This window comes from Canibacter zhoujuaniae (assembly GCF_011752015.1).
In the GTDB taxonomy this organism is placed as follows: domain Bacteria; phylum Actinomycetota; class Actinomycetes; order Actinomycetales; family Microbacteriaceae; genus Canibacter; species Canibacter zhoujuaniae.
Map to the genome: position 1 here is coordinate 612,360 of NZ_JAAIKA010000001.1, position 25,873 is coordinate 638,232.

At 55.1% G+C, this 25,873-nt stretch carries 25 protein-coding genes; 4 read left to right on the forward strand and 21 right to left on the reverse strand.

The annotated features are described in order from the left end of the window. Positions 1-48: 48 nt before the first annotated feature. Entirely contained in the window at positions 49-1,632 is a 1,584-nt protein-coding gene (metG, locus tag HCQ99_RS02885; RefSeq protein ID WP_166985457.1) for a methionine--tRNA ligase, read from the reverse strand. Positions 1,633-1,811: 179 nt separating this feature from the next. Here metG and HCQ99_RS02890 point away from each other — a divergent pair, with 179 nt between their 5' ends. After that, the gene (locus HCQ99_RS02890; RefSeq protein ID WP_166985460.1) at positions 1,812-3,149 is read left to right on the forward strand and encodes an aminotransferase class III-fold pyridoxal phosphate-dependent enzyme; all 1,338 of its coding nucleotides are present in this window, start codon (positions 1,812-1,814) and stop codon (positions 3,147-3,149) included. 68 nt (positions 3,150-3,217) lie between these two features. Next, positions 3,218-4,237 (forward strand): asparaginase, encoded by a 1,020-nt coding sequence (locus HCQ99_RS02895; RefSeq protein ID WP_166985463.1) that lies wholly within the window; start codon positions 3,218-3,220, stop codon positions 4,235-4,237. Between the two features lie 60 nt (positions 4,238-4,297). Here HCQ99_RS02895 and ypfJ read toward each other — a convergent pair whose 3' ends face one another. From ypfJ to prmC, 15 genes are all read right to left on the reverse strand, one after another. Then, entirely contained in the window at positions 4,298-5,218 is a 921-nt protein-coding gene (gene ypfJ, locus HCQ99_RS02900; RefSeq protein WP_243854468.1) for a KPN_02809 family neutral zinc metallopeptidase, read from the reverse strand. A gap of 18 nt (positions 5,219-5,236) precedes the next feature. Continuing rightward, positions 5,237-6,178, reverse strand: a complete 942-nt coding sequence (locus tag HCQ99_RS02905; protein WP_166985466.1) for a PP2C family protein-serine/threonine phosphatase — start codon at positions 6,176-6,178, stop codon at positions 5,237-5,239. Between the two features lie 62 nt (positions 6,179-6,240). Continuing rightward, positions 6,241-7,077 (reverse strand): YaaA family protein, encoded by an 837-nt coding sequence (locus HCQ99_RS02910; protein ID WP_166985469.1) that lies wholly within the window; start codon positions 7,075-7,077, stop codon positions 6,241-6,243. Positions 7,078-7,191: 114 nt separating this feature from the next. Beyond that, positions 7,192-7,455 carry a F0F1 ATP synthase subunit epsilon gene (locus HCQ99_RS02915; protein ID WP_166985472.1) on the reverse strand — a complete coding sequence of 88 codons (264 nt, stop codon included), beginning with the start codon at positions 7,453-7,455 and terminating at the stop codon, positions 7,192-7,194. A 2-nt stretch (positions 7,456-7,457) separates the two neighbouring features. Then, positions 7,458-8,906, reverse strand: coding sequence for a F0F1 ATP synthase subunit beta (gene atpD, locus HCQ99_RS02920; RefSeq protein WP_166985475.1), 1,449 nt, complete (start codon positions 8,904-8,906; stop codon positions 7,458-7,460). 23 nt (positions 8,907-8,929) lie between these two features. Next, positions 8,930-9,814: a F0F1 ATP synthase subunit gamma gene (locus HCQ99_RS02925; RefSeq protein WP_166985478.1), complete on the reverse strand. Its 885-nt coding sequence runs from the start codon at positions 9,812-9,814 to the stop codon at positions 8,930-8,932. A gap of 74 nt (positions 9,815-9,888) precedes the next feature. Beyond that, a complete protein-coding gene (atpA, locus tag HCQ99_RS02930; protein ID WP_166985481.1) occupies positions 9,889-11,517 on the reverse strand; it encodes a F0F1 ATP synthase subunit alpha in 1,629 nt (542 codons plus the stop codon). A 51-nt stretch (positions 11,518-11,568) separates the two neighbouring features. Continuing rightward, a complete protein-coding gene (atpH, locus tag HCQ99_RS02935; protein ID WP_166985485.1) occupies positions 11,569-12,345 on the reverse strand; it encodes an ATP synthase F1 subunit delta in 777 nt (258 codons plus the stop codon). Between the two features lie 2 nt (positions 12,346-12,347). Continuing rightward, the gene (locus HCQ99_RS02940; RefSeq protein ID WP_166985488.1) at positions 12,348-12,914 is read right to left on the reverse strand and encodes a F0F1 ATP synthase subunit B; all 567 of its coding nucleotides are present in this window, start codon (positions 12,912-12,914) and stop codon (positions 12,348-12,350) included. A gap of 41 nt (positions 12,915-12,955) precedes the next feature. Further along, a complete protein-coding gene (atpE, locus tag HCQ99_RS02945; protein ID WP_166985491.1) occupies positions 12,956-13,177 on the reverse strand; it encodes an ATP synthase F0 subunit C in 222 nt (73 codons plus the stop codon). 61 nt (positions 13,178-13,238) lie between these two features. Beyond that, positions 13,239-14,060, reverse strand: coding sequence for a F0F1 ATP synthase subunit A (gene atpB, locus HCQ99_RS02950; protein ID WP_166985494.1), 822 nt, complete (start codon positions 14,058-14,060; stop codon positions 13,239-13,241). Positions 14,061-14,201: 141 nt separating this feature from the next. After that, positions 14,202-14,663 (reverse strand): Cg1360 family ATP-synthase-associated protein, encoded by a 462-nt coding sequence (locus tag HCQ99_RS02955; RefSeq protein WP_166985497.1) that lies wholly within the window; start codon positions 14,661-14,663, stop codon positions 14,202-14,204. A gap of 18 nt (positions 14,664-14,681) precedes the next feature. Next, positions 14,682-15,797, reverse strand: coding sequence for an MraY family glycosyltransferase (locus HCQ99_RS02960; protein ID WP_166985499.1), 1,116 nt, complete (start codon positions 15,795-15,797; stop codon positions 14,682-14,684). Between the two features lie 3 nt (positions 15,798-15,800). After that, the gene (locus tag HCQ99_RS02965) at positions 15,801-16,466 is read right to left on the reverse strand and encodes an L-threonylcarbamoyladenylate synthase (protein ID WP_166985501.1); all 666 of its coding nucleotides are present in this window, start codon (positions 16,464-16,466) and stop codon (positions 15,801-15,803) included. Positions 16,467-16,469: 3 nt separating this feature from the next. Continuing rightward, entirely contained in the window at positions 16,470-17,342 is an 873-nt protein-coding gene (gene prmC, locus HCQ99_RS02970; RefSeq protein ID WP_166985504.1) for a peptide chain release factor N(5)-glutamine methyltransferase, read from the reverse strand. A gap of 193 nt (positions 17,343-17,535) precedes the next feature. Here prmC and cysK point away from each other — a divergent pair, with 193 nt between their 5' ends. Both cysK and epsC read left to right on the forward strand, forming a co-directional pair. After that, positions 17,536-18,471, forward strand: a complete 936-nt coding sequence (gene cysK, locus HCQ99_RS02975; protein WP_166985507.1) for a cysteine synthase A — start codon at positions 17,536-17,538, stop codon at positions 18,469-18,471. Positions 18,472-18,480: 9 nt separating this feature from the next. Continuing rightward, positions 18,481-19,053 carry a serine O-acetyltransferase EpsC gene (gene epsC / locus HCQ99_RS02980; RefSeq protein ID WP_166985510.1) on the forward strand — a complete coding sequence of 191 codons (573 nt, stop codon included), beginning with the start codon at positions 18,481-18,483 and terminating at the stop codon, positions 19,051-19,053. Positions 19,054-19,072: 19 nt separating this feature from the next. Here the strand turns inward: epsC and HCQ99_RS02985 are convergent, their stop codons facing one another. The 5 genes from HCQ99_RS02985 to HCQ99_RS03005 all read right to left on the reverse strand — a co-directional run bounded on the left by HCQ99_RS02985 (position 19,073) and on the right by HCQ99_RS03005 (position 25,866). After that, a complete protein-coding gene (locus HCQ99_RS02985) occupies positions 19,073-20,467 on the reverse strand; it encodes an MFS transporter (RefSeq protein ID WP_166985513.1) in 1,395 nt (464 codons plus the stop codon). A gap of 15 nt (positions 20,468-20,482) precedes the next feature. Then, complete coding sequence (gene prfA / locus HCQ99_RS02990) at positions 20,483-21,556, reverse strand: peptide chain release factor 1 (protein ID WP_166985516.1); 1,074 nt, start codon at positions 21,554-21,556, stop codon at positions 20,483-20,485. A gap of 19 nt (positions 21,557-21,575) precedes the next feature. Further along, entirely contained in the window at positions 21,576-23,525 is a 1,950-nt protein-coding gene (locus tag HCQ99_RS02995; RefSeq protein WP_166985519.1) for a hypothetical protein, read from the reverse strand. A 119-nt stretch (positions 23,526-23,644) separates the two neighbouring features. Further along, positions 23,645-24,553 (reverse strand): homoserine kinase, encoded by a 909-nt coding sequence (thrB, locus tag HCQ99_RS03000; RefSeq protein WP_166985522.1) that lies wholly within the window; start codon positions 24,551-24,553, stop codon positions 23,645-23,647. Beyond that, entirely contained in the window at positions 24,553-25,866 is a 1,314-nt protein-coding gene (locus HCQ99_RS03005) for a homoserine dehydrogenase (RefSeq protein ID WP_166985525.1), read from the reverse strand. The genes thrB and HCQ99_RS03005 overlap by 1 nt, the downstream gene beginning before the upstream one ends. Positions 25,867-25,873: the final 7 nt, after the last annotated feature.

Genomic DNA, 25,873 nt, shown 5'->3' on the forward strand with positions numbered 1-25,873 from the left:
TATCGCGCAGCCCGCTAAAAACGCCAGAGTCGTGATTTTCACACACGCTTATTTAGCCTCGTTAATCTCAACGCGCGGGAAGAGCACCTCCAGCTGAGTTTGCTTGGTGCCAGCTGGCAGCTGACCCCAATTCCCAACTTCGCCAAGCGGCTGCTCGTTGAGCGCACCAATAGCATCGGCTGCGCCGAGCGCCACCCAAAGTTTTTCGGCGGCAACCGGAATCACCGGGTTTAACAGCACAGCAAGCGCGCGCAACCCCTCAGTTGCGGTGGCGAGCACTGTGCCAAGACGATCCCGCTGTGCCGCATCTTTTGCGAGCACCCACGGTTCCTGCTCAGTAATGTACCCGTTCAGCGCGTCAACAATCTCCCACACCGCAGCCAGCGCCTCATGAATTGCGAATCGGTCAATGGCAGCTTCGGCTCGCGCAACAACATCAGCAACAAGTTCGGCAATCGCGCGATCCGCTGCCGCTGATTCTGCGCTTTCTGGTTGGGCACTGTCAAAGTATTTTGCGTTCATCGCCAGCACACGACTAGCCAAATTACCAAAACCGTTTGCTAGTTCAGCCTGATACCTAGCAGCGATATCTTCCCAGCTGAAAGAGCCATCCTGGCCGAAGCTGATGGCGCGCATAAAGTAGTAGCGGAACGCATCAGTGCCAAAAGTTTCGGTGATCTCATTTGGGGCGATGCCGGTGAGTTTAGATTTTGACATTTTCTCGCCGCCAACCAAAAGCCAACCGTGCCCGAATACGTGCTTTGGCACCTCCAGCCCAGCAGCCATCAGCATTGCCGGCCAGATTACTGCGTGGAAGCGCAAAATATCTTTTCCAACGATATGGTTGGCTGGCCAGTAGCGTTCAAGAAGTGACTCATCTTCTGTGCCATAGTTGAGCGCGGTGATGTAGTTCAGCAGCGCATCAAACCACACGTAGGTGACGTGCGAGTTATCCCACGGAATTGGAATACCCCAGTCAAAGCTGGTGCGTGAGATAGAAAGATCTGCAAGATCCTGCTGCACAAACGCCACAACCTCGTTACGAGCGCTGGCAGGCTGCACAAAATCGGGGCGCTCTTCGTATAGCGCAAGCAGTCGATCTTGAAAGGCACTCATTTTAAAGAAGTAGTTCTTCTCTTGCAGCAGCTCAAGCGGCTTAGAGTGAATCTTGCAGACCTGCTCGCCAGCAAACGCACCGGTGCCCTCTGCAACGTCGGTCTTCGTTTTAAATTCTTCACAGCCGACACAGTAGAGACCGTCGAATTCACCGGCGTAGATATAGCCGTCATCGTACAGTTTCTGTAAGAATGCCTGCACACCCTTTTCATGGCGTTCGTCTGTTGTGCGAATGAAATCGTCGTTTGAGATGTTGACCTCAGCTAAAAGCGGCTCCCACGCCTCACGAACGAGCTTATCCGCCCACGCTTGCGGATCGGTGTTGTGGGCTGAGGCGGTGCGCAAGATTTTTTGCCCGTGCTCGTCTGTGCCGGTCAGCAGTCGGGTGTCTGTGCCGCGCTGTCGATTCCAGCGCGCAAGCACATCGGTAGCCACTTCGGTGTAGGCGTGCCCGATATGTGGTGCATCATTTACGTAAAAGATAGGCGTTGTAAAGTACTGCGACGGAGAAGACATAGCTTCTATTCTACGGCGTGGTGGGCGGGGTGTGCGCGCTGACGTGCAATCTTTACAGCGGGTGGGATCAGGCCGCGAAAATCTAAGTTGAATCGAAAAACAGTGGCGGCTAATTATTGTACGTTTTCCACAAATTAGGGTGTATTTTGCTCTCTTAAATCAGGAGTATGATGTGAAACATGACAGAAAAACGAGAACCAGTCGTTCAGGAACGACGTGTAGTAACCGCAATCCCAGGGCCTAAATCACAGGAACTGATGGAGCGCCGCAATGCCGTACTCTCAACCGGCATCGGCACCGCACTGCCTGCTTTCATTGAGCGCGCCGAGGGCGCGATTCTCGTTGACGTAGACGGTAACCAAATTGTCGATATGGGTTCAGGTATCGGCGTTGTGACCATCGGCCACGGCAATGAGGGCGTGCGCGAAGCAGCTAAGAAGCAGCTTGACGACTTCACCCACACTCTGATTACCGTCAGCCCTTACGAAGAGTATGTGCGTGTGGCTGAGTACCTCTCAAAGCACTCACCTGTGCCGGGCCCAACAAAGTCTCTGCTCATCAACTCTGGTGCTGAGGCAGTTGAAAACGCTGTAAAGATCTCACGTAAGTACACCGGCAAGAACGGTGTTGCTGTGCTCGAGTGCGCATACCACGGTCGCACTATGCTGACCTCTTCTATGACCCACAAAGCAGTGCCATATTCAGCGGGCTTTGGTCCACGCGCTGGTGACATCCACCGTGTGCCAAACTCATACCCGCTACACGATGGCCTGTCAGGTGAAGAGGCAGCGGCACGCACTATTAAATACATTGAGAAGGCAATCACCGCTGGTGACCTCGCCTGTCTCATTGCAGAGCCGATTCAGGGCGAAGGTGGTTTCACTGTGCCAGCTGACGGCTACCTTCCTGCTCTTGCTAAGTGGTGCCGTGAAAATAACGTTGTTTTCATCGCAGACGAGGTGCAGTCTGGCATCGCCCGCACCGGCACCGTCTACGCATCAGAACAGTTCGGCCTAGAGCCAGACATCGTGCTGACTGCTAAGGGCATCGCCGGTGGTCTGCCAATCTCAGCTGTTACCGGTCGCCAGGAAATTATGGACTGCACCGGCCCCGGCAGCCTCGGTGGCACCTACTCAGGCAACCCGGTTGCCTGTGCTGCAGCGATCTCAGTTTTCGAACAGATCGAAGCTGGCGGCGTGCTGGAAGACGCTAAGCGTATCGAAGAGAAGCTTGGTGGAGGCTTGCGCAAGCTGCAGGAAAAGCACCCAAGCATTGCAGAGGTGCGCGGTAAGGGCGCAATGCTCGCAATTGAGCTGACTGAGCCTGGCACCCTCAAGCCTGCCGCTGACGTAGTTACAAAGGTGATTGCTGAAGCTGGCCAGAAGGGTGTGCTGCTGCTTAACGCAGGTCTGTCAGGAAACATTATCCGCTTCCTGCCACCACTGACCCTCTCAAATGAGCTTATTGAGGATGTTCTAAACGTTCTCGATGAGGCTCTCACAGCGGCAACCGCTTAAAGACTAGTGCGTTAAACTGCTCCGCTCCCGCGAAAGGGGGCGGAGCAGTTTTCGTTAGAATTATTAATATGCCAAAAAACGCCGGAACCTTTGCTGTCTCTGCCGCTGATGAACTCGCGGTAACCACACGCGGCGGCTTTATCGAGTCACGGCACGCGGGATCAGCGATTGTGTTATCGCCCGCCGGTGATGTAGTGGTGGCGCTCGGCGACCCAAACGCCACAATCCTCACCCGTTCTGCGTTAAAGCCTTTACAGTCGCTCGCAATGCACGAGGCCGGGCTCAGCCTGCCCGATGCTCGGCAAACTGCGCTGTCGTTCGCAAGCCACAGTGGCACGCCAACCCACACCTCAGCTGTGCGGGAAATTTTGGCAGACGCAGGTCTCGGCGAGTCACACCTGCTGTGTCCACCAGACTGGCCGGCAGACACAGCGGCGAAGCATCGCATGATCGCTCACGGTAACCAGCCGAGCCCAATAAATCACTGCTGCTCGGGCAAACACGCTGCGATGCTGCGCACCTGCCTCGCAGCTGGTTGGCCGGTGATCCAATACACTCATCCGGAGCATCCGCTACAGCAGCACATCATTGCCACTGTGCAGCGCATGACCGCTGAAAACCCGTCTCCAATCGCTGTTGACGGTTGTGGCGCGCCTGTTTTAGGGCTGTCGCTTGCAGGCCTTGCGCGAGGATATCGTCGCATGGCAACCGCTGATCCGAAATCCCCTTTCCCAATTAATCGCACAATGCGCGCACTGCTGCAGGCTGGCATGCAACATCCGGAAATGGTTGAGGGGCCAAACGGTATGGACACCATCGCTATGCAGCATGCGCCTGTTTTTGCAAAGTTTGGCGCCGAAGGCGTGAGCGTCATGGCTGCTGCCGATGGCACAGTTGCTGCAGTGAAAATTCTCGACGGTAACAGTCGCGCCTCACGCGCGGTGACACTGTCACTCCTGACCTATGCAGGAGCGGTAACCCGGCGGCAGCTCGCTGCTGCGCTTGCAGCAATGCCACTGGCAATCACCGGTGGCGGTCAAAAAGTCGGGGATATCCGAGTTTCAATCCCGAAGCTCAGCGCGCGATAAATTTAGCGTCAGCGAGCGCTCCCGACACTACACGGTCACAAAACAGGTAGCGTTTAAACGCTATAACTGATTGCCCGCAACCGCAAAAGTGTCGCAGGAGGTTGCGCCGTTCTCATACCCACGCATTAACCAACGCACACGCTGTTCGCTGCTGCCGTGCGAGAATGTTTCCGGCTCAACGCTCATGCCCGACTGCTGCTGGATGTTGTCATCGCCCACCGCTTGCGCCGCTGAAACCGTCTGCAGCAACTCCGCTTCGGTCGGTGGGTATAAAACGCGATTTCCTGAGGCATCCTCAACCTGGGAAGCTTCTCCCATCCAGGCACCGGCATAGCAGTCTGCCTGCAGCTCAAGACGCACCATACCACTGTCTGGGCCTACGTCACGATGATCCACCTGACGCAAAACACCCTGCAAATGCTGAATGTGATGACCCCACTCATGCGCGAGAACATACATTTCGGCGAGCGGCCCGCCCTGGGCACCGTAACGCTGCTTTAAAATCTCAAAAAAATTACCGTCGATGTAAATACTCTCATCTGCAGAGCAGTAGAACGGACCGACAGCGTTTGAAGCAGCACCACAGGCACTGGAGGTTGAACCGTTGTAGAGGATAGTTTTTGGATCGTGATACGATTCCACACCAACCTGTGCAGCGCTTTTCGCCCAATACTGCTCTAAGGTATAGGCAGCACCCTCAAAACGGCAATCTTGGTTGCTGTTTGCCTCAGCACCGGTGCATGAAAAATCTTCATCCTGGTAGGCGGGCTGATACGAGTTTGAGCCGTAGCTGGCACCGCCATTTAAAAGCTGTGTGACGTCGACTCCCAGGTACTGAACTGACAGGAAGCCGATTATTAAGAGCAGCAGGCCCCCGCCACCACCAATCGCGGCGCCGCGACCAGAGGGGCGAAACCCGCCTCCGCCAGAACGACGACGCACGCTTCGCGAATCAAAAGATGAGTTGTCGTTAAACGCCACTGTCTCTGCACCGCCTATTTAAGAATTCTCGGCTGCGGTATTTTGTGCGGGTGATTCCGTCGCTGTTTCAGCGTCTGCGGCTGCCTCTGCAGCGCTATCGGGCTGTGCGTCAGATTCATCAGACTCATCGTTCTCAGTCGGAAGCTCAACCAACACATCTGAAGTGTCGCGCATATCACCAACGGCGTGCACCTCAATAACGATCAGGGTGATGTTATCTCGCCCAGCGTTCTCGAGCGCCTGCTCCATCAGCACAGTAGCGGCCGCCTCAGCACTCTCAGCCTCTGCCAAATAGTGCTGCAAACCAAGATTGGTGAGCTCTTTAGTCAAACCGTCTGAACAGATCAAAATCCGCTGGCCGGGAATCAGCGCAAGCTCTACAGAATCTGGTATCGGGGCCTCGTTGAGACCAACCGCACGGGTCACAACATTCGCGTGGGGGTGCACCTCAGCTTCTGCAGGGGTGATCGCGCCTGTATCAACCAGATGCTGCACGACAGAATGATCGGTGGTAACCTGCGCCAGCGATCCTTTGAAATACTGGTAAACACGAGAGTCACCGATGTTAAAAACCGTCCAACTCGGGTGTTCTGCAACCTCACCGAAATAGACACCGGTAACAGTGGTGCCGGCACTCATTGCTGCCTCACCAGCTTCAACCGCAATATCAGCAACTGCCAGTGTTAGCTGTTCGGTAATATCGTCGCGGGTGAGCTGCTGCCGGCCACCGAGTTTAAACAACTGTCGCGCAACCGCTGCGCTCGCAATTTCTCCGCCCGCGTGACCGCCCATACCATCGGCAACGGCAAAAATAGGGGGCGCAACAACAAATGCGTCCTGATTATTTTCACGCCGCATGCCAACGTTGGTAATACCGAACCAGGAGAGTTCAATGGTGACATCGCTGTCGGGACGGTAACGCAGTTTTCTTCGACTGCCGTTTTCCCCTTTGCCGGTCATCTCGCTCCCCTTAATAAGCCGAATCAACTACACTATTCTAGCGGTTTCGCCTCAGCCGCACACTACTTCTGCTGCGGCGCCCCCAACTCGGTGACCAACGTGTATATGTGCTGGCTGTGGTCTAGCTCAGCGCGCTCTCCGTCTGCCTTAATCTCAAGACCACTCTTGTCTCTAATCCACTGCTCAAATTCAGCGATCGTAGTAAAACTGGCGTCCGTCTCAGCCAGTTTTCGCACCAGAGCACCTTTTGCTGCTTTATTAAAGTGGTTCAGTGCTTTTATCTCTCCCGCTGCCAAACGCTGCGCAACGCGAATTGTAACAAGCGTTACATTCTCCGGCACCGGTGCTAGGGCAACATAATCGTTAGAACGCAAATCAAGCACGAATTCGACGGCGGGCCAGTTTAGCTGCGCATGTGCTTCTCGCCACACACGTTTTAGGCTTCCCTCTAACTCCGGGAGGACGCTTCCTGCGCTGAGACGGTAGTTCGCTATCGGCTCTGCCGCAGGCGTCAACCCGTAAAGAGCAGACTGGATCGCAACACTGTCACTCACCCATTTTTTTGCAGCCTGGCTGAGTGAAGAAAAATCAAGGTGGTCATAAACAACACCTGTGTATCGCAAAATAGCTGGCATTAGTGGTGCTGGGTGCGCCCGAGCTGTCAGCTGCCGGTTAGCAGCGAAAGCCTGTTCGGCGGCTTTGCCCGGCTTCAATTTAAGGGTTTTATGAGCGGCACTATCCGGCTGTTTAGACAGTTGCACCAGCGCACGTTTTACTCGCCTATGGGTGGGCTCTAACTTTGCGGTTTGTAAAGTTGCGGAAATAACAACACTATCCGGCACCTGAGCGTCGGGTGCAGCAGTGTTCTTAGTCTCTGATGGTGGTAAAAGAACTAACACTCTTATATTTTATGGAGCGCGCACTAACGATCACCCGTGCTTTATATTCGGCACACACAAAAATCCGCCGCTGCCTGGATAGGCAACGGCGGATTTTTGAAGTAACTAGAGTGACTAGGCGACGAGAGCCGCGCGTCCCGCAACCACCTGAACCTGATCGTGATCTACTGAGAAGAAGCCTCCCTCAGCATCAACAACGATCTTTTCACCGTGGGCTGTGGTAACGCGCACTTCGCCGTGAGCGAGCGTCGCAAGCACCGGCTCGTGACCTGCGAGGATACCAATTTCACCCTCGCTGGTTTTTGCGCTAACCTGCTTAGCTTCACCGACCCAAATCTCGCGATCCGCGGCTACAACGCTAACGTGCAGAAGGGCCATGATTAGCCATTCTCCTTCTGAATCTTTGCCCACTTTTCTTCAACGTCGCTGATACCACCGACGTTAAAGAATGCCTGCTCTGCCACGTGGTCAAACTCACCCTTAACGATCGCATCGAACGACTCGATGGTCTCCTTCAGCGGCACGGTTGAACCTTCAACACCGGTGAATTTCTTCGCCATGTATGTGTTCTGTGACAGGAACTGCTCGATACGACGCGCACGTGCAACGGTAATCTTGTCTTCTTCAGACAGCTCATCAACACCGAGAATCGCGATGATTTCTTGGAGTTCTTTGTTCTTCTGGAGAATCTGCTTCACGCTGGTTGCAACGCGGTAGTGATCCTCACCCAAGTAGCGTGGGTCGAGAATACGAGAGGTTGAAGTCAGCGGATCAATCGCCGGGTACAAGCCCTTAGACGCAATTTCACGTGACAACTCAGTGGTTGCGTCAAGGTGCGCGAAGGTGGTCGCTGGTGCCGGATCGGTGTAGTCGTCAGCCGGCACGTAAATTGCCTGCAGTGAGGTAATTGAGTGACCGCGGGTAGAGGTAATGCGCTCCTGGAGGATACCCATCTCGTCAGCAAGGTTAGGCTGGTAGCCCACAGCAGATGGCATGCGACCAAGCAGCGTTGACACCTCAGAACCGGCCTGTGTGAAACGGAAGATGTTGTCGATAAAGAGCAGCACGTCCTGCTTCTGCACGTCACGGAAGTACTCAGCCATGGTCAGCGCTGACAGTGCAACGCGCAGACGGGTGCCAGGTGGCTCGTCCATCTGACCGAACACGAGTGCGGTCTTGTCAAACACACCGGCGTCTTCCATTTCGTGGATCAGGTCGTTACCCTCACGGGTGCGCTCACCAACACCAGCGAACACCGACACACCACCGTGATCCTGCGCTACACGCTGGATCATCTCCTGAATAAGCACGGTCTTACCAACACCGGCACCACCGAACAGACCGATCTTGCCACCCTGCACGTACGGGGTTAGCAGGTCAATAGATTTAATACCGGTCTCGAAGAGCTGTGTCTTTGACTCAAGCTGATCGAAAGCTGGTGGCTCGCGGTGGATGCTCCAACGTTCGGTAACCTCAAGAGTCTCACCCTCAGGCAGGTTGAGCACATCACCGGTTACGTTGAACACCTTACCCTTGGTGACGTCACCAACTGGCACGGTGATTGGACTACCGGTATCGCGCACTTCCTGACCGCGCACGAGACCATCGGTCGGCTTCAAAGCAATCGCGCGAATCAGGTTGTCACCGAGGTGCTGTGCAACCTCGAGAACGAGCTTAAATTCTTCCTGCCCCTCACCGAGGCTAACGGTGGTTTCCAGAGCGTTGTAAACACCTGGGATCGCGTCGTGCGGGAACTCGATGTCGACGACGGGACCGGTTACGCGGGCAATACGACCCACAGTCTGGGTCTGCTCTGCAGTATTAGTCATTTCTTTATGCTTTCTTAGTGGGCTTATGACAGCGCGTCAGCGCCGCCGACGATCTCAGAAATCTGCTGGGTAATTTCAGCCTGACGAGCGTTGTTAGCAAGTCGGGTGTAGTCACGGATCAGAGCGTCTGCGTTATCAGTTGCAGACTTCATTGCCTTCTGGGTTGCTGCGTGCTTCGCAGCGGCAGACTCGAGCATCGCATTGAAAATACGAGATTCGATGTAGGCGGGCAACAAAGCATCGAGCACGGTCTCTGGATCCGGCTCAAATGCGTACAGCGGATCTAGACTGCTCTCATCCGAGTCTCCCTCAACTAGCTCAAGCGGCAAGAGACGCACAACCTGCGGCAACTGACTCACCATGCTGATCAGGCGGTTGTGTACTAAGTGAATCTCCTGCACACCACCGGACGCAGCGTCAGTGGCGTAAGCTTCCAGCACCGCATCACTCACCTCTTTGGCAAGTTCGAAGCTTGGGTTTTCAGTTTCACCAATCCAGGTGCGCACCGCGGGACGGTTACGGAAACTGAAGTATCCAACAGCTTTACGGCCGATGAGATAGTAGACAACTTCCTTGCCCTCACCACGGAGGCGCTCAGCCAGCTCTTCTGCTTCACGGAGTACTTGCGAGTTGAAGGCGCCAGCAAGACCGCGATCCGAGGTGAAAATCACGACCGCAGCGCGGACAATATTTTCGGCCTCAGTCACCAGCGGATGATCCTGGTTTGAGTGGTTTGCAACGGCTGACACTGCGCGGGTAATCGCTTTCGCGTAAGGCGTAGAGGCTTCAACACGAGCCTTCGCCTTCTGAATGCGAGACGCCGCGATGAGCTCCATCGCACGGGTGATCTTCTTGGTCGTCTGCGCAGAACGAATTTTCTGGCGGTAGACCCGAAGTTGCGCTCCCATGTCTCTCCTGTGCTTTGTTTTGACTACTTAGTTTAGATGTGGGAGGGAGCTTAGTTACCCCTCCCACACAAAACTTACTTTTTCTTTACGACCAGCTGTTCCTGTTTAATCTCATCGGCATCGATCGCGTCGAACTTCTCGTTCAGACTTTTGCCTTCAGAGGTGCGGAACTCGCTCTTGAATTTATCAATCTGCGCACTGATTTCAGCAACAGTTTCATCTTCAAGCACGTTGGTCTCGCGTAGAGTGCTCAGTGCGTTTGAGTTGCGCCCGAGGTAATCGAGGAACTCACGCTCGAAGCGGAGGATATCCGCAACAGGAACCTCATCAAGTTTGCCGTTGGTGCCTGCCCAAATAGAAACCACCTGCTCCTCAACCGAGTACGGAGAGTACTGCGGCTGCTTCAGGAGCTCGGTCAGACGAGCACCACGCTCAAGCTGACGACGGCTCGCAGCATCGAGGTCTGAAGCGAACATAGCGAATGCCTCGAGTGCACGGTACTGTGCGAGCTCAAGCTTCAAAGTACCTGAAACCTTCTTAATCGACTTAACCTGTGCGTCACCACCAACACGAGAAACCGAAATACCCACATCTACTGCCGGACGCTGGTTTGAGTTAAACAGGTCTGACTGCAGGAAGATCTGGCCGTCGGTAATAGAAATTACGTTGGTCGGAATGTACGCTGATACGTCGTTTGCCTTGGTCTCGATGATTGGCAGACCGGTCATTGAGCCAGCGCCGAGCTCATCAGAGAGCTTTGCACAACGCTCTAGCAGACGTGAGTGCAGGTAGAAAACGTCACCTGGGTATGCTTCACGGCCTGGTGGGCGGCGCAGCAGCAGGGACACTGCACGGTATGCCTCAGCCTGCTTTGAAAGATCGTCGAACACAATAAGCACGTGCTTGCCGCCGTACATCCAGTGCTGCCCGATCGCAGAACCGGTGTAAGGCGCGAGGTACTTAAAGCCAGCAGGATCAGATGCGGGCGAAGCGACGATGGTGGTGTACTCCATCGCGCCAGCTTCCTCCAGCGCACCCTTTACGGCAGCGATGGTTGAACCCTTCTGACCGATTGCGACGTAAATGCAGCGCACCTGCTTGTTTACATCACCTGATTCCCAGTTAGCTTTCTGGTTGATGATGGTGTCAATTGCAATCGCGGTTTTACCCGTCTGGCGGTCACCGATAATCAACTGACGCTGACCACGGCCTACTGGAATCATTGCGTCGATAGCCTTGATACCGGTCTGCAGCGGCTCATGCACTGACTTACGCTGCATTACGCCAGGAGCCTGCAGCTCGAGCGCACGACGTCCTTCTACACCGGTGATCTCACCGAGGCCGTCAATCGGGTTACCGAGCGGATCAACAACGCGCCCAAGGTAGCCCTCACCAACCGGAACTGAGAGCACCTCGCCGGTGCGGGTAACCTGCTGACCCTCTTCGATGCCGGTAAAGTCACCGAGCACAACGACGCCAAGCTCGTTTTCTTCAAGGTTTTGTGCAAGGCCCAGGGTGCCGTCGGCGAAACGAACAAGTTCGTTAGCCATTACGTTAGGAAGGCCCTCAACGTGTGCGATGCCGTCTGCAGCGTCAACAACGGTGCCTACCTCAGTCTTCTCGACCGCCGCAGGCTCATATGATGCTGCGAAATCTTTCAGCGCATCGCGAATCTCATCGGGGCTGATTGAGAGTTCTGCCATTTCGTTTCCTCTAGTCTCGACCCGCAATAATCGGGTCGTGGTTGTGCTGCCTTAACCGGCCAGCTGAAGTCGAAGGTCGTCGAGTCGCGCGCTCACGCTGCCGTCGATTATTTCATCGGCAATTTGAACGCGGAGCCCACCAACCAGGGTCGGGTCAATGATGGTGCTGATCTTGACTTGACGACCAGCAATACGGGTCAAGGCTCGGCCGAGACGCTCCAGGCGTTCGGCATCAAGCGGAGCCGCTGCGGTAACGGTAGCCAGTGTGGCACCTGTCTGATCAGCAGCAACACGCGCTGCCTCACGCAGAGCAGGGCTGAGACGACCACCCGCTGGGTTGCTCACCAGATGGGTTACCACGGTCAAAGCACCAGCAGAAACTTTATTACCAAAAAGCTGCTTTGCGGCAGCCGTTTTGGCGGTTGGATCTGCAAGTTTGCTGCCCAGGTTCAGCTCGAGATCGTGACTGCTATCGACTACGTTAGCGACTGCAATGAGTTCATCGCTGAGGTCGCGATCGGTAGCAGCAACAGCTCGAATGCCCAGCTCTTCAATACCGGCTGCAAACTCAGCGGCGTTAGACCAACGCTCACCGGTTGCTTCAATGAGCACGCTGCGGGCGCTCCCACTAAAGCCGCCGAAAACGCGGCTAACCAGCGTTGCCTTATCTGCAACAGAAGCAGCGTTATCGATTAGAGCTGCGCTAAGTTGCTGATTGCTGCGCAGTTCTTCGGCAGCAGACAGTAGCTCTGAACCGGCGGCCTCCGCAACCGGGCCGTCTAACAGTTTTACTACTTTTGCTAATGCTTCGCGTGATGCGCTACCCATTGCTAAGCTACCGTCTCACTCTTCTCGAGATCAGCCAGGAAGCGATCAACCAACGCATTAGCCTTAGCGTCATCCTGCAGTGATTCACCAACTACACCTGAAGCTAGATCGATAGCGAGTGTGCCAACTTCCTGACGCAGTGAAACAACAGCGCTCTGGCGCTCTGCTTCAATCTGTGCCTGAGCAGCAGCCTGAATACGCGCCTGTTCGGCAATCGCGTCTTCTTTAGCTTGCGCCACGATCTTGTTTGCGTCTACCCGCGCAGCCTCACGAATCTCACCAGCCTCTGCACGAGCGGTGGCAAGTTGGTTTGTGTATTCCTGGAGGGCTGCCTCAGCTTTAGCCTGCGCCTCATCAGCCTTCGCGATGTTACCTTCAATAGCTGCTGCTCGCTCATCAAGCAGACGCTGCATTTTTGGAAGCACAAACTTCCAGAAGGCGAAGAGCACAACTGCAAAGCAGACTGCAGACCAAATGATGTCATAAGTAGCAGGAATCAACGGATGCGGCGCGTCACCTGCTGCAACCCGAGGTGCTGCGTTGACGAGCGCGTTAAATGTGTTAATCATGCGTGTCCCTTTCGAGACCAGAAATTATGGTGATCTGCAAATTAGAAGATAAAGCCTGCTGCGATGCCGATGAACGCAAGCGCCTCAGCAAACGCAACACCAATGAACATGGTCACCTGCAGACGGCCGGCCATCTCTGGCTGGCGTGCCATTGCCTCAACCGTCTTACCGACGATGATGCCCACACCAATAGCAGGGCCAATCGCTGCAAGACCGTAACCTACGGTTGCAATATTGCCTGAAATTTCAGCAAGAACTGACACGTTTCGTGTTTCCTTCCGGTTGTGAGACTCAGCCTTTGCTGGGTCTCATGTTGGTATTTGATTAGTGGTCTTCAGCCAGCGCAAGCTGGATGTAAACCGCGGTCAAAACTGTAAAGACGTATGCCTGCAAGAAAGCAACAAGTATCTCAAAAAGTGTAAATACAAGGCCGCCGGCGAGGGTTCCGAGGCCGAGGCCCTTCAGCCAGCCGTCTGCCCCAAGGAATAGGAAGTGGGTTGCGCCGAAAAGCAGCACAAGCAGGAGGTGCCCCACAATCATGTTCATTAGAAGACGCAATGAAAGGGTGATCGGGCGGATAATAAAAGTCGAGAGCAGCTCGATCGGGGTCACAATCGGGTAGAGCCACACCGGCACCCCTGGCGGGAACAGTGAGTTGCGCAAGAAAGTGCCTGGGTGTTTTTTGAGACCCGCGTAAATGAAAGCAACGTACGCTATCAGCGCGAGCACGAGTGGCAAACCGAAAACTGATGAGGCCGCAATATTAAAGCCGGGAACGATACCGGTGATATTGAACGCAAGAATAATAAAGAACATTGAGGTTAAAAGCGGCAGGAAGCGCTTAGCGTCTTTTTTGCCGAGCATTTCTTCAGCAATGTTCTCACGCACAAAGCCCAGACCAAGCTCAATTACTGACTGGCCACGGGTTGGCACTAGCTTGAGGTTACGGGTGCCGAGCACGAAGATCAAAACCACCAGAGCGGTCATGAAGAAACGGATCAACATAATTCGGTTGATCTCGAACGGTGTTCCCTCAAACAGCACCGCTGGAGGGAAGAACTCTTCGAGGCTCGGAGCGTGGAACTCCGTATCTGCCGCGACTAGCACCTTGCTTACGAGTTGCACAGCGTTAGTAAACAGCGCCATTCTCCTGTCTCAGAATGCGTTCTAGACGCATCAGCGAACAATTACACCCAAAGCAACCCGAATTACCCGCAAGGCAATCGTGGTGGGGTACCTCCGTCGATAATACCAAAGATTACCGGTCACGCGCACCTTTATTTAGCACTAAACCTGCACATCACTGACGTTTGGAATACGGGCTTTGTAAATTAGCCACATATCCAGCGCGAGCGAGAGCAAAAGACCTACCACAAGCACGAAAAATAGGGTCACTGAGTGCACCCACTCCTGCTTTGGCAAAAAATAAAGAGCAATTAAAAATGCGATCATTTTCACAAGCAGTGTGCCCAGCACGCTGCCAAAGAAAACGGGCACGAAACTCTCAGTGTGCACAAAACGGTTTGCAAACGCCATGCTGCCCGCCGACAGCGACATCATAAGAGCAACCAAAGCGGCAGCAGCAAGTGCCGCCCACAGACCTGTGACGCCAACAGTAAAGTAGGCAATTGCGCCAGCAACAATTGCCAGCAGCAGAGCCCCCAACAGTGTTGCCCAAATTATTCGCATCAGAACTGGCTGTGACGCAGGCATGTGAGTTGTGGCAGACTCGGTCTCTGAATTAGTCATACTACGAATATTAATCGGCTATTGCTTCCTGCTGAGTAGGCCTCGCGCGCGCCGTGCCGGCACCAGGGTAACAGCAAGGCAGAGGGCCGATCCAAACAAGAAAACCAAGAGCGGCACAAGCAAACTATTAGCGGTAAACACCAACAAGCTTGTTGCCGCTAGCACCGCCGAGCCGAGGTAGAAGATCATCACAACCTGCACCGGCGAATGTCCCATATCCAATAATCGGTGATGCAGGTGCTTCCGATCCGCGGTAAACGGCGACTGCCCCGCGCGCAACCTGCGAATAACCGCGAGCGTCATATCAGCCAGTGGTAACGCCATGAGCAGGATCGGCAGAATTATTGGCATGTAACTTGCGATCACCAGTTTTGGTGAGAGCGCGGCAGGGTTGAGCTGCCCGGTCGCTGTAATCGTTGCTGCGGCGAGTAACAGCCCTATCAACAGTGCGCCGGTATCTCCCATGAACATTTTTGCCTGATGCCAGTTATAGGGCAGAAACCCCAGGCAAACACCCGCCAGGATCGCAACGATGAGACTCGCCAGATTCACCGCCGAGCTCTCTCCCGTCTGAGCAGCCAGGATCCGCGTATAAATAAAAAACGAAGCGGCAGCAATAATCGCAAAACCCGCGGCAAGCCCATCCATACCGTCAATGAAATTTACGGCATTCATTGTCAGCGCGATCAAAAACACTGTGATGAGCATGTTCACCGCGGGGCTTCCAATCAGCAGGGTGTCTCCAAGCGGAAGCGAGAGAAACTGCACCCCCTGCCAAACGAGCACGCCGGCGGCAAGAAACTGCGCACCGAGTTTCACCATCCAGTCAAGGTCAAAAAGATCATCGAGCACACCGACAAAACAAACGATTGTAGCCGCCGCAAGCAGACCGATAATGGTTCTGGGTTCGTGGATTACACCGCGCAACGCGGGAGTAAAATAGGCAAAAATAAAGGCAACAAGAAACCCACCATACATCGCTACTCCGCCGAGGCGAGGGGTTGGTTGCTTGTGCACGTCGCGGCCGCGCACGGCTGATACAAGGTGAAATTTATGCGCGAGTTTCAGCACAGCAAAAGAGAGCAAGAAACTCACTCCCGCCGCAACCGCTAAAACAACAGCAAACCAGGTCAAGCGCTACCCTATGAGTGTCGCTTCCGGCAGCACTGCCTCGATTTGCTCTCTGCTCAGGGCGCCATCGCGCAGCACGCGAATCACGCCGTTAGCTTGGTGCAGACCGGTCACATCGAGAATTGTTGAGGGGGTGCCGTCACCACTGACGAGGCCGTCTTCGAGATATACGGTAATGCTTTCGCCGAGCATAGCCTCAGCCTCAGCTGCTGTTTGCGCGGCCGGTTCACCGGTTATATTAGCAGAAGAAACAGCGAGCGGCCCAATTTCCGACAGCAGCTGCAGGGTCAGCTCATGATTTGGCATTCGCAGCGCAACTGTGCCGCGCGTCTCCCCCAGATCCCAGCTCAGCGAGGGCTGAGCAACCATAATCAGAGTCAGCGGGCCCGGCCAAAATGCCTCTGCGAGCTTCGCAACAGACTCACTAACTTCAGCTGCGAGCGCGTGCAGAGTGCCCAGGTTCGGGATTAAAACGGGCGGCGGTGACTGGCGAGTGCGCCCCTTAGCAGCGAGCAGATCCTGCACCGCCCCAGGGTTAAAGGCGTCAGCTGCTACGCCGTACACGGTGTCTGTTGGCAGCACAATTAGTTCACCACGCCGGATTGCGTTGCGAGCTGTGCGAACAGCGGGAAGCAAGCGCGTGGCGTCTTTTATATCAAAAACCTCTGCCATAACTCACAATTCTAAACGACCGAGGCTCGCGCGCGGCCGCCCACTCAGGTCGTTCACAGTGTGCGCGTCAAGCCAACCAGCCGCAGTTAATAGCGCACACACTGCTGCCCCCTGCTCTTCCGTATGCTCTATTGCGATAACGCATCCAGGTGCAGCCGCTGTAACAGCTAAGGGGATAAGTTTGCGGATCAGTGTCAGGCCGTCTGATCCTGAATACAGCGCACTAGCGGGATCGTGCTTAGCTGTTTCAGCCTGTTGCGGAATGCAGTCTGCCGGCACATACGGTGGGTTCGAGACAATTATGTCGAAGGGCTCCCCCAGCTCAGCGCTTGTCAGCTCGCAGATATCGGCCTGCATGAGATGCACTCTGTTACCGCCGAGACTATCTATGTTTTGTTTTGCCCAGTGGAGTGCTGCCGTCTCTTTTTCTACTGCAAGAACTTCTGCCTGCGGGTATGTTCTGGCAAGCGCGAGTGCGATAACACCCGATCCCGCACAAAGATCGAGTGCCCGCCGAACCGGCTGGGATCCTGCTGACATCTGCTTGAAGTGCACTGCTGCGGCGATAACCTGTTCGGTTTCCGGGCGGGGGATAAAAACGCCCGGCCCCACCGCGACTTCAAAGTCCATGAACGGTGCGCTGCCGAGAATATGCTGCAGCGGCTCACGGGCGGCGCGTCTTGCAACCCATATGCCAAGCTGTTCCGCCTGATCCTCATCCAGTGTTTTCCCGGTGAGCGCTGCCACCTGCGCCCCACCCCGCGATGTGTTGAGCAGCTCTGCGAGCAGCAGTTCAGCCTCGGCCTGGAAACTGTCGACACCGGCGTTTGCAAGCGTTTTGGCGGTTTCGCGCAGCGCGACAGAGATTTCGATCACCCTCCCAACTGTATCCGAAACTGAAAATCCACCGACAATTCATAACTAAAGTGAAACTGACAAATAACTTTTGCTAAAGTTTTTAATTGTGTTTGAAACTCCTACCGCGCAGCGATGTTGTCTTAGCGCTCGCATAAATTTTCAAAATTAAAGTCTTTTAACAAAAATTTTTATTCAGAAAGTGAGACCCAAAGTGGCTCGTGAACTTGCAAACATTACCGAAGCTTTCGGTAACACCCCACTTGTAAAGCTAAACCATCTGGCTGGCGCAGATCAGGCAACCGTGCTTGCAAAATTAGAGTTCTACAACCCAGCAGGCAGTGTTAAGGATCGCATCGGCATCGCGATCATTGACGCCGCTGAAAAGTCTGGCGCACTAAAACCGGGTGGCGCAATTGTTGAAGGCACCAGCGGCAACACCGGTATTGCGCTCGCGATGGCCGGCGCAGCGCGTGGATACCGCGTGATTTTGACCATGCCTGAAACAATGAGTGTTGAGCGCCGTAAGGTGCTGCGCGCTTACGGCGCTGAGATAGTGCTCACAGAGGGCCCGCTCGGCATGAAGGGTGCGGTTGCAAAAGCCGAAGAGATCGCAGCTGAGACTGAGGGAGCAGTGCTGGCACGCCAATTTGCGAACGAGGCTAATCCGGCAGTGCACCGCGCAACCACCGGCGAAGAAATTTGGAATGACACCGACGGCACAGTGGATATCTTTGTTGCGGGTATTGGAACAGGTGGCACCATCACCGGTGCTGGCGGGGCACTAAAAGCGCACAATCCTAATGTGCAGATAATCGCAGTTGAGCCTAAGGATTCTCCGCTCTTAACCGAGGGGAAAGCGGGCCCTCACAAAATCCAGGGGCTCGGCGCAAACTTTGTGCCCGAGGTGCTTGATCGAAAGATCTATGACGAGGTTATCGATGTTGCGCTCGATGACGCGCTCACAACAGGCCGCGCACTCGGCACCGATGAGGGCATTCTCGCCGGTATTTCCGGCGGTGCAGCGGTCTGGGCAGCGCTTGAGGTTGCAAAGCGACCTGAGAACGCTGGCAAAAAGATCGTCGTTATCGTGCCAGACTTTGGTGAGCGCTACTTCTCAACAGTGCTATACGAAAACCTCGACGTTTAATCACTCTTAATGTTTCGCACAATTAAAGAAGACATCGAGGCTGCGAAGCATCGCGACCCTGCGGCGCGTTCCAGCCTCGGTGTTTTCATGTTCTACCCCGGCACCCACGCGGTGTGGGCGCATCGCATCTCCCACTGGCTCTGGCAACACCGCCTAAAGCCACTCGCCCGACTGAACTCGCAGCTTGCCAGATTTTTAACCGGCATAGAAATTCACCCCGGCGCGGTCATTGGGCGGCGTCTCTTTATCGATCACGGTATGGGGGTAGTGATCGGTGAGACCTCCGTTATCGGCGATGACGTAATGCTTTACCATCAGGTCACCCTCGGCGGAACAGGCCTCGAACCCGGTAAGCGCCACCCAACACTCGGTGATCGCGTGGTTGTCGGGGCGGGCGCAAAAGTGCTGGGAAATATCACCATTGGATCAGATTCAGCGATCGGCGCGAATGCTGTTGTCGTGCGAGATGCCCCGAAGTTTTCAACTCTGGTGGGCGTTCCTGCTCGTGTCCGCCCCCGTCGTGGCGCCCCTGCCGCACCCACATACGAATACCCCAATGAGCCGGGGTTCTATGAGATCTAGTTTGCTCTTAAAGCATATCTCAAGGATGTATTCCGTCACCCCGACGGCGACAAATCTCGCGGCGAGCTTTCGGAAACTCAACCGCAATACCAACTAGGCCGATCCCCCAGACCAAGAATTGGCTCAACATCGCATTGCGAAAAGCCTCATGGTTATAGGTTTCAGGGGAACCAGCGCCCTGCCAGTCGAGCAGCAACCCAATAAACAGGATCATAAGCAGACCACCCATAAACGAGCCTCCATTAACAAATCCGCTTGCCAGGCCCAGCTGACGGCGATGCACGTGCGAACGCACAACCTCCAAACCAACAAGAGAGCTTGGCCCCCCAAGGCCGGTAAAAAATGCGGTCAGAAGCAAAAGCCACAGCGGGGCACCACCCGGTAGCAGCAAAACAGTCAGCCAAGCGATCGCAATCAAGAGCGTAAGAACAAAAACATACGGCACTCGAAGCTTAGGATATCGAGATGTAAACATGCCGATGAACGGCCCTGAGATCATCGCCACTGTGATGGCGGTCATTAAAATTCCACCGGCCTCAGGCGCACTCAATCCCTGCCCTGCTCTTAAGAACGGTGTTCCCCAGAGCAGTAAAAAACTATTCAAGGCAGCCGCCGGAGTAAAGTGCGCCCAAAATCCGAGCCGCGCCCCGGGCCTGCGCACCACACCAATAAAGGTTTTCCAGGCTGTTCCACGCCGCCCTACAATCGGGATCGGCTCTGTCACTGGCGTAAGATCTCCCAAAGCGTCACGCACGCGCCCGTCAGCGTTTTCCAGGATCTCAGTTTCGGGCGTATCCACACGACGACCCAGCACAGCTCGTTCAAACAGTGTTAGCCCACCGTAAAACTCGCGTAACAGGGTGAACGATGCGGCGGCAGCCACTGCAGTGACAGCCGCTAACGCCAGATACCCCGTTTGCCAGCCAAATCCGCTGACCACCAGGGCCAGCGGAGTCACTGAAACAAACTGACCGCTCAACCCCACAAGACCCGTCATCTGCGTCACGACAGGCATGCGCTGTGGCGGCATCCAGTTCGCCATCAGCCGCACGAGTGCGACAAAAATTCCGGCGTCACCAACACCAACAAGACCGCGCGCGATCAACCCACCACCCAAGGTATCGGCGAGCGCCATCACTGTCTGCCCAACCGTCATAAAAAACAGGCCGGCGACCATCACGGGAGCCGATCCAAAGCGGTCAATTAACGCTCCGACAGGAATCTGCGCCCCCGCATAGACAACAAGCTGCAGCACCACAAACGAAGAAAGCGCAGTTGCTTCAATACCGAAATGATGCTGCGCTTCCAAACCCAAGGATGCTAGCGAGGTGCGGTTAATAACCGCACAAACGTAGCCGAAGAGGCCGATTACCCACACAAACATTGCCATCCGGCGTTTATTACGTATAGACAACTGCCCCTCCTAATTCTAGTTTCCGAGATCCGCTAAGCGAGCCTCTTCATCTGCGTGAATACATGAGTCGATTACCGGCCCGAGCGCACCGTTCATAACCTGATCCAGGTTGTATGCCTTATAGCCGGTGCGGTGATCTGCAATCCGGTTTTCCGGGAAGTTATAGGTGCGAATACGCTCAGATCGATCCATGGTGCGGATCTGACTCTTGCGGTGCGCACTTGCTGCGGCTTCAGCTTCTTCCTGCTGCACGGCAAGCAGGCGCGCACGGAGAACACGCATCGCAGCTTCACGGTTCTGAATTTGTGATTTCTCATTCTGCATCGAAACCACTATGCCGGTTGGCAGGTGCGTGATTCGCACAGCAGAGTCGGTTGTGTTAACCGACTGCCCACCGGGGCCTGAAGAACGGAAAACATCGATCTTTAAGTCGTTCTGGTTGATCTCAATTTCTTCGGGTTCATCAACCTCTGGAAACACGAGCACACCGGTTGTTGACGTGTGGATACGGCCCTGGGTTTCGGTCACGGGCACACGCTGCACACGATGCACACCGCCCTCAAACTTCAGATGCGCCCACACACCCTGGCTCGGATCGCTCGCGTTGCCCTTAATTGCAACCTGCACATTTTTAAAACCGCCAAGATCGCTCTCGTCGCGCTCTAAAATCTCAGTTTTCCAACCCTTTGACTCTGCGTAGTAGGTGTACATGCGCAGCAAATCAGCCGCAAACAGTGCCGACTCCGCGCCACCTTCGCCACCCTTAATTTCAAGAATCACATCGCGAGCGTCATCCGGATCACGCGGAATGAGGAGCCGGCGCACCCTCTCCTGTGCCTCTGCCAGCCCCTCCTCGAGTGTTGGGAGTTCATCAGCAAAGGCTGAATCTTCTTTAGCAAGCTCACGAGCGGCTTCGAGGTCGTCCCCCAGCTGCTGCCAAGCTTCGTAAGCGGCCTTAATCTTTGACAGCTCAGCGTAGCGGCGATTAACCTTTTTTGCGCGCGCCTGATCTGCGTGCAGCTCCGGATCGGCAAGCTGCTCCTGCAAGTCAGCGTGCTCTACCAGGAGCACTTCAACCTGTTCAAACATGCTTTCTCCTGTTACCTAATTAACGCTTAGCGAGCGCGATCAGGGCGTCGTCAAGAGTCTTCGCGTTTGCAACAATATCGGTGAGCTCGATGTCAGCTGTCGGATCTCCGAAGAAAGCATCTCCGGGCCCTTCTGCGGGTGACACGGCTTTGATTGCGCTCTTTACGGTGTGGTACACATTTTCACCCTGCAGAGCGGCCGCACCGCGAACCTTAGCGCGCGACACACTAATATTTGGGAAGTTACCTAGGAGTGCGCGACCTTCATCGAGGCTGATCTGCCAGTTGGCGAGACTTGGCAGGTCGATTCCGAAGGCGCTCAGCGTATCCACCGCAGCATAAATTGCCAGGGAACCGCCGTTTTCAACGTTGCGAGCGGTCGCAAACACCTGCCGGATCAACTGGTTTCCGGGTGAGGTGGGGTTTCCACCGATCATAAGAGCGGTTGAATTTTTGCCCATCATCAACGCTGACTCGTGTGCAATAGCAAGATCAGACAAACGGTCAATCAGCAGCACAACATCGTGACCGAGCTCCACAAGTCGCTTGGCGCGTTCGAGAGCGAGTTCAACAACAGTGAGTTTATCGTCGGTCGGGCTATCTGCGGCTGCGGCGATAAGCTCGCCGTCAACACGACGGCTGAGTTCTGTTACTTCCTCAGGTCGCGCACTCACTAAGACGTGCATAACGTGAGTTTCTGGTGATGCAGCGCCGAAGCTCTTCCCAATTTCTAACAGTGTTTCAGTTGCTCCAGTACCGCTCTGTGCTTCAATGAGCCCACGCTGACCGAGAGCGAGGGGTGCAAACAGGTCAAATAACCGGGACACAACGGAGTTGTTTGCAGAACTGGCTACCACGGTCTGATCGGGCGATATCGGAGTCAGGCTGCTGAATTCACCGCGACTTGCCGCCTCTTCAACAGACTGGCCGTTGATGGTATCAATTTTAATAAGTGCGTTGTACTTCTGACGGCCGCCGTTTTCACCCTCACGTGGCTGCCGAATGGCACCAACTATTGCGTCACCCTTGCGGAGGTTGTGCCGCTTAACCTGGCTCAGTGACACATACACGTCTGTGGCGCCCGGCAGGTAACCGGTGGTGCGCACGAATGCGTAATTGTCGAGCACGTCAAGAATCCCCGCAATCGGCAGCAGCACGTCTGATTCAGTCAGCTCTTCGCTGTCATCAGTGTTGCGACGCTTGCGGTCGCGTTGCCGCGTGCGCTGCCGTCCATTGCGCATCTCGCGGTCTGATTTTTGATTGTCGCCGTCTGTGTCACCGGGTTTCTCACTGTCACCCAACTTCGCAGCGTCACTCGACTTATCTACATCACCGTGCTTGTCGGCATCAGCTGCGGCACTCTCGACAGTGTTGGTGCTCTCGACAGCATCTTCGTTTTTCTCGCTTTCCGCCGTCTCTTCTTGCTTTGCGTTAGCTTTAGTGCTGCTTGCAGTTGCACGACGGCGACCGCGCTTCGGTTTTTCCGCCGCGTCGGCTGCTTCAGACGCGTCAGCGTCTTTTTGCGCCGGAGCCGCACCTGTCTCGGCGTTTTCTGCAGCTGGTGCTTCACTGCTTGCAGCAGCAGTCTTTTTAGTGGTGCGACGACGCGTAGTCTTCTTCGGCGCCTCCTCAACCACAGCAGCTTCCTCCGCTACAACAGCAGCATCAGCCGCAGGCGCTTCAGCATCAGCCTTCTTAGTGGTGCGACGACGCGTAGTCTTCTTCGGCGCCTCCTCAACCACAGCAGCTTCCTCCGCTACAACAGCAGCATCAGCCGCAGGCGCTTCAGCATCAGCCTTCTTAGTGGTGCGACGACGCGTAGTCTTCTTCGGCGCCTCCTCAACCACTGCGGCAGAATCAGTTGGTGCTGCGGTAGCAGCATCAACTGCGGCCGCTGTGTCAACAGTTGGTGTTGAAACGCGACGGCTGCGACGCTTCGGAGTTTCGGTCTCGGTTGTTTCTTCAACCATTTTCAGTCCTTCCAGACGGGATAGTAAATCACGCAAATGCTCAGCTGAGCACATTCCAAACTGCGTGTTATTCCGTAGTAAATAGTGTTAGCCAGTTAACCGCGCGACTGCGCAAATTGCTAAACAACTTCTTCTACTGTAGCACCTTGAATATCGACAGCCAGCACTAAACGCTGCCAATCGGGTGCGTTTTCAGTAACATAATCGACCGCTTCAAGCCTCTGACTTGAACTTTCGTTCAACACCAAAATTGACGGGCCAGCACCTGAAACTACCGATGGGAACCCTTGTGCACGCAGCGCAGCAACCAGATCTCGGGTGCGTGGCATAGCCTCGCCACGATAGTTTTGATGCAGTTTGTCTTCTGTCGCGGCAAACAAAAGATCCGGGCTTTGAGTCAGCGCTGCCACCAACAGTGAGGAGCGCGAAACGTTAAACACAGCGTCAACGTGGGGCACACTGTCCGGCTGCAGGGAGCGGGCAAGTTTAGTTGAGACTTGAAAATCTGGCACCAAAACCAACGGCGCGATACTCCTGTGCACAGCAAGTTTTTTTGCCCGCGGGCCGTTCTCGCTCGTCCAAGCAATAGTTAACCCGCCCATAAGAGCCGGCGCAACATTGTCAGGATGCCCTTCCAGCTCTGTTGCGTAATCCAACAGAGCCTGATCCGAAAGCTCCACCTCGCCAGCAAGCAAACCCTTCGCCATCATCACACCCGCAACAATTGCGGCGCCAGAAGATCCCATACCGCGTCCGTGCGGGATCCGGTTGTGCGCATGAATTTCAAGCGGCGGCACTTCCCGACCCACCCGTTTGAACACATGCGCAACCGACTTTGCCATCAGGTTGCTGGCATCGGTGGGAAGCTCTCCAGCACCGTTACCGCTGATCCGCACAACTGTTTCAGAGCCTGCCGGTAGCACCTCAGCGGTGTGCTCGTCAGCGTATGAGAGCCCCAGTCCAAATGTGTCAAAGCCCGGCCCTAAGTTAGCGCTCGTGGCGGGCACACGCACCCGTACTTTGCGCATTATGCAGAGACCTCAGCAACACGCAGAGTGCTGTCGACAGACAACACAGCATCAAGCGCAGCGATTCTTTCTAGGGTTGCTTTTAGCTCCGCCTCGCGCGCACGATAGGTTCCGATAACAAGAGTTGCGGCGTCTGCAGTGTCTTTGCTCGGGCTCTGCTGCACCGTCGCAAGCGAGACGTTATTCTCAGCAAACACACCGGCGATCTGTTGCAGCACACCCGGTTGATCAGCAACTGTCAGCCGCAGCTGATATGCGGTGAGAATCTCCCCGATTGTAAGCACCGGCAGATTTGCGTAGCTCTTAAACGAGACACCCGGCCCGCCTGCTACATGGCGGCGCGCAGCGGAAACCAGATCACCCAGCACAGCAGAGGCGGTTTCCACACCGCCGGCGCCCGCACCGTAAAACATTAGCTCGCCGGCGCTCTCAGCTTCGACAAAGATCGCATTCTTTCCGCCGTGCACAGCAGCCAGCGGATGCTCACGGGAGATTAGCGCCGGATAAACACGTGCTGATACGCCCTCAGATCCATCTTCGCGCTCGACACGCTCAACCACCGCGAGCAGTTTAATAGTCTGCCCGTTCTGTTTTGCTGTCGCGATATCCTCAGCGGTTATCTTCGTGATTCCCTCGCGATAAACTGCGTCTGCGGGCAGCTCCGTGTGGAAGGCAATGCGCGCCAGAATTGCTGCCTTCTGTGCGGCGTCATAGCCTTCGACGTCGAGGGTCGGATCCGCTTCCAGATAGCCAAGGTCGCTGGCAATCTTCATTGCCTCCTCTGTGGTCTGCCCGAAGCGATCCATGCTGTCGAGAATATAGTTGGTTGATCCGTTTACGATCCCCATTGCGCGCTTAATATTGTCGCCTGCGAGGCTGTTCAAAAGCGGTCGAATGATCGGAATCGCCCCCGCAACCGCTGCTTCGTAAGACAGCTGCGCGCCAACACGATCAGCGGCTGCCTGCAGCTCTTCCCCGTGCGCCGCAAGCAGCGCCTTATTGGCGGTGATCACATCTGAACCCTGCTGCAGTGCGGTAAGGATCAGGGTTCTTGCCGGCTCAATACCGCCCATAACCTCCACAACAATATCTGCGCCGAGGATCAGCCGCTCGGCGTCGGTTGTGTAAAGCTCCTGCGGCAATTCAACATCCCGCTTAGCATCCAGGTTGCGCACGGCAATTCCGGCGAGCTCCAGCTTTGCACCGATCCGAGCGGAGAGCTCTTCGCTGTGTTCAAGCAGCAACCTCGCCACTTGAGAACCAACCGATCCGCTTCCCAACAGAGCCACCCGAAGATTGCGCAATTCGCTCACGAAACTC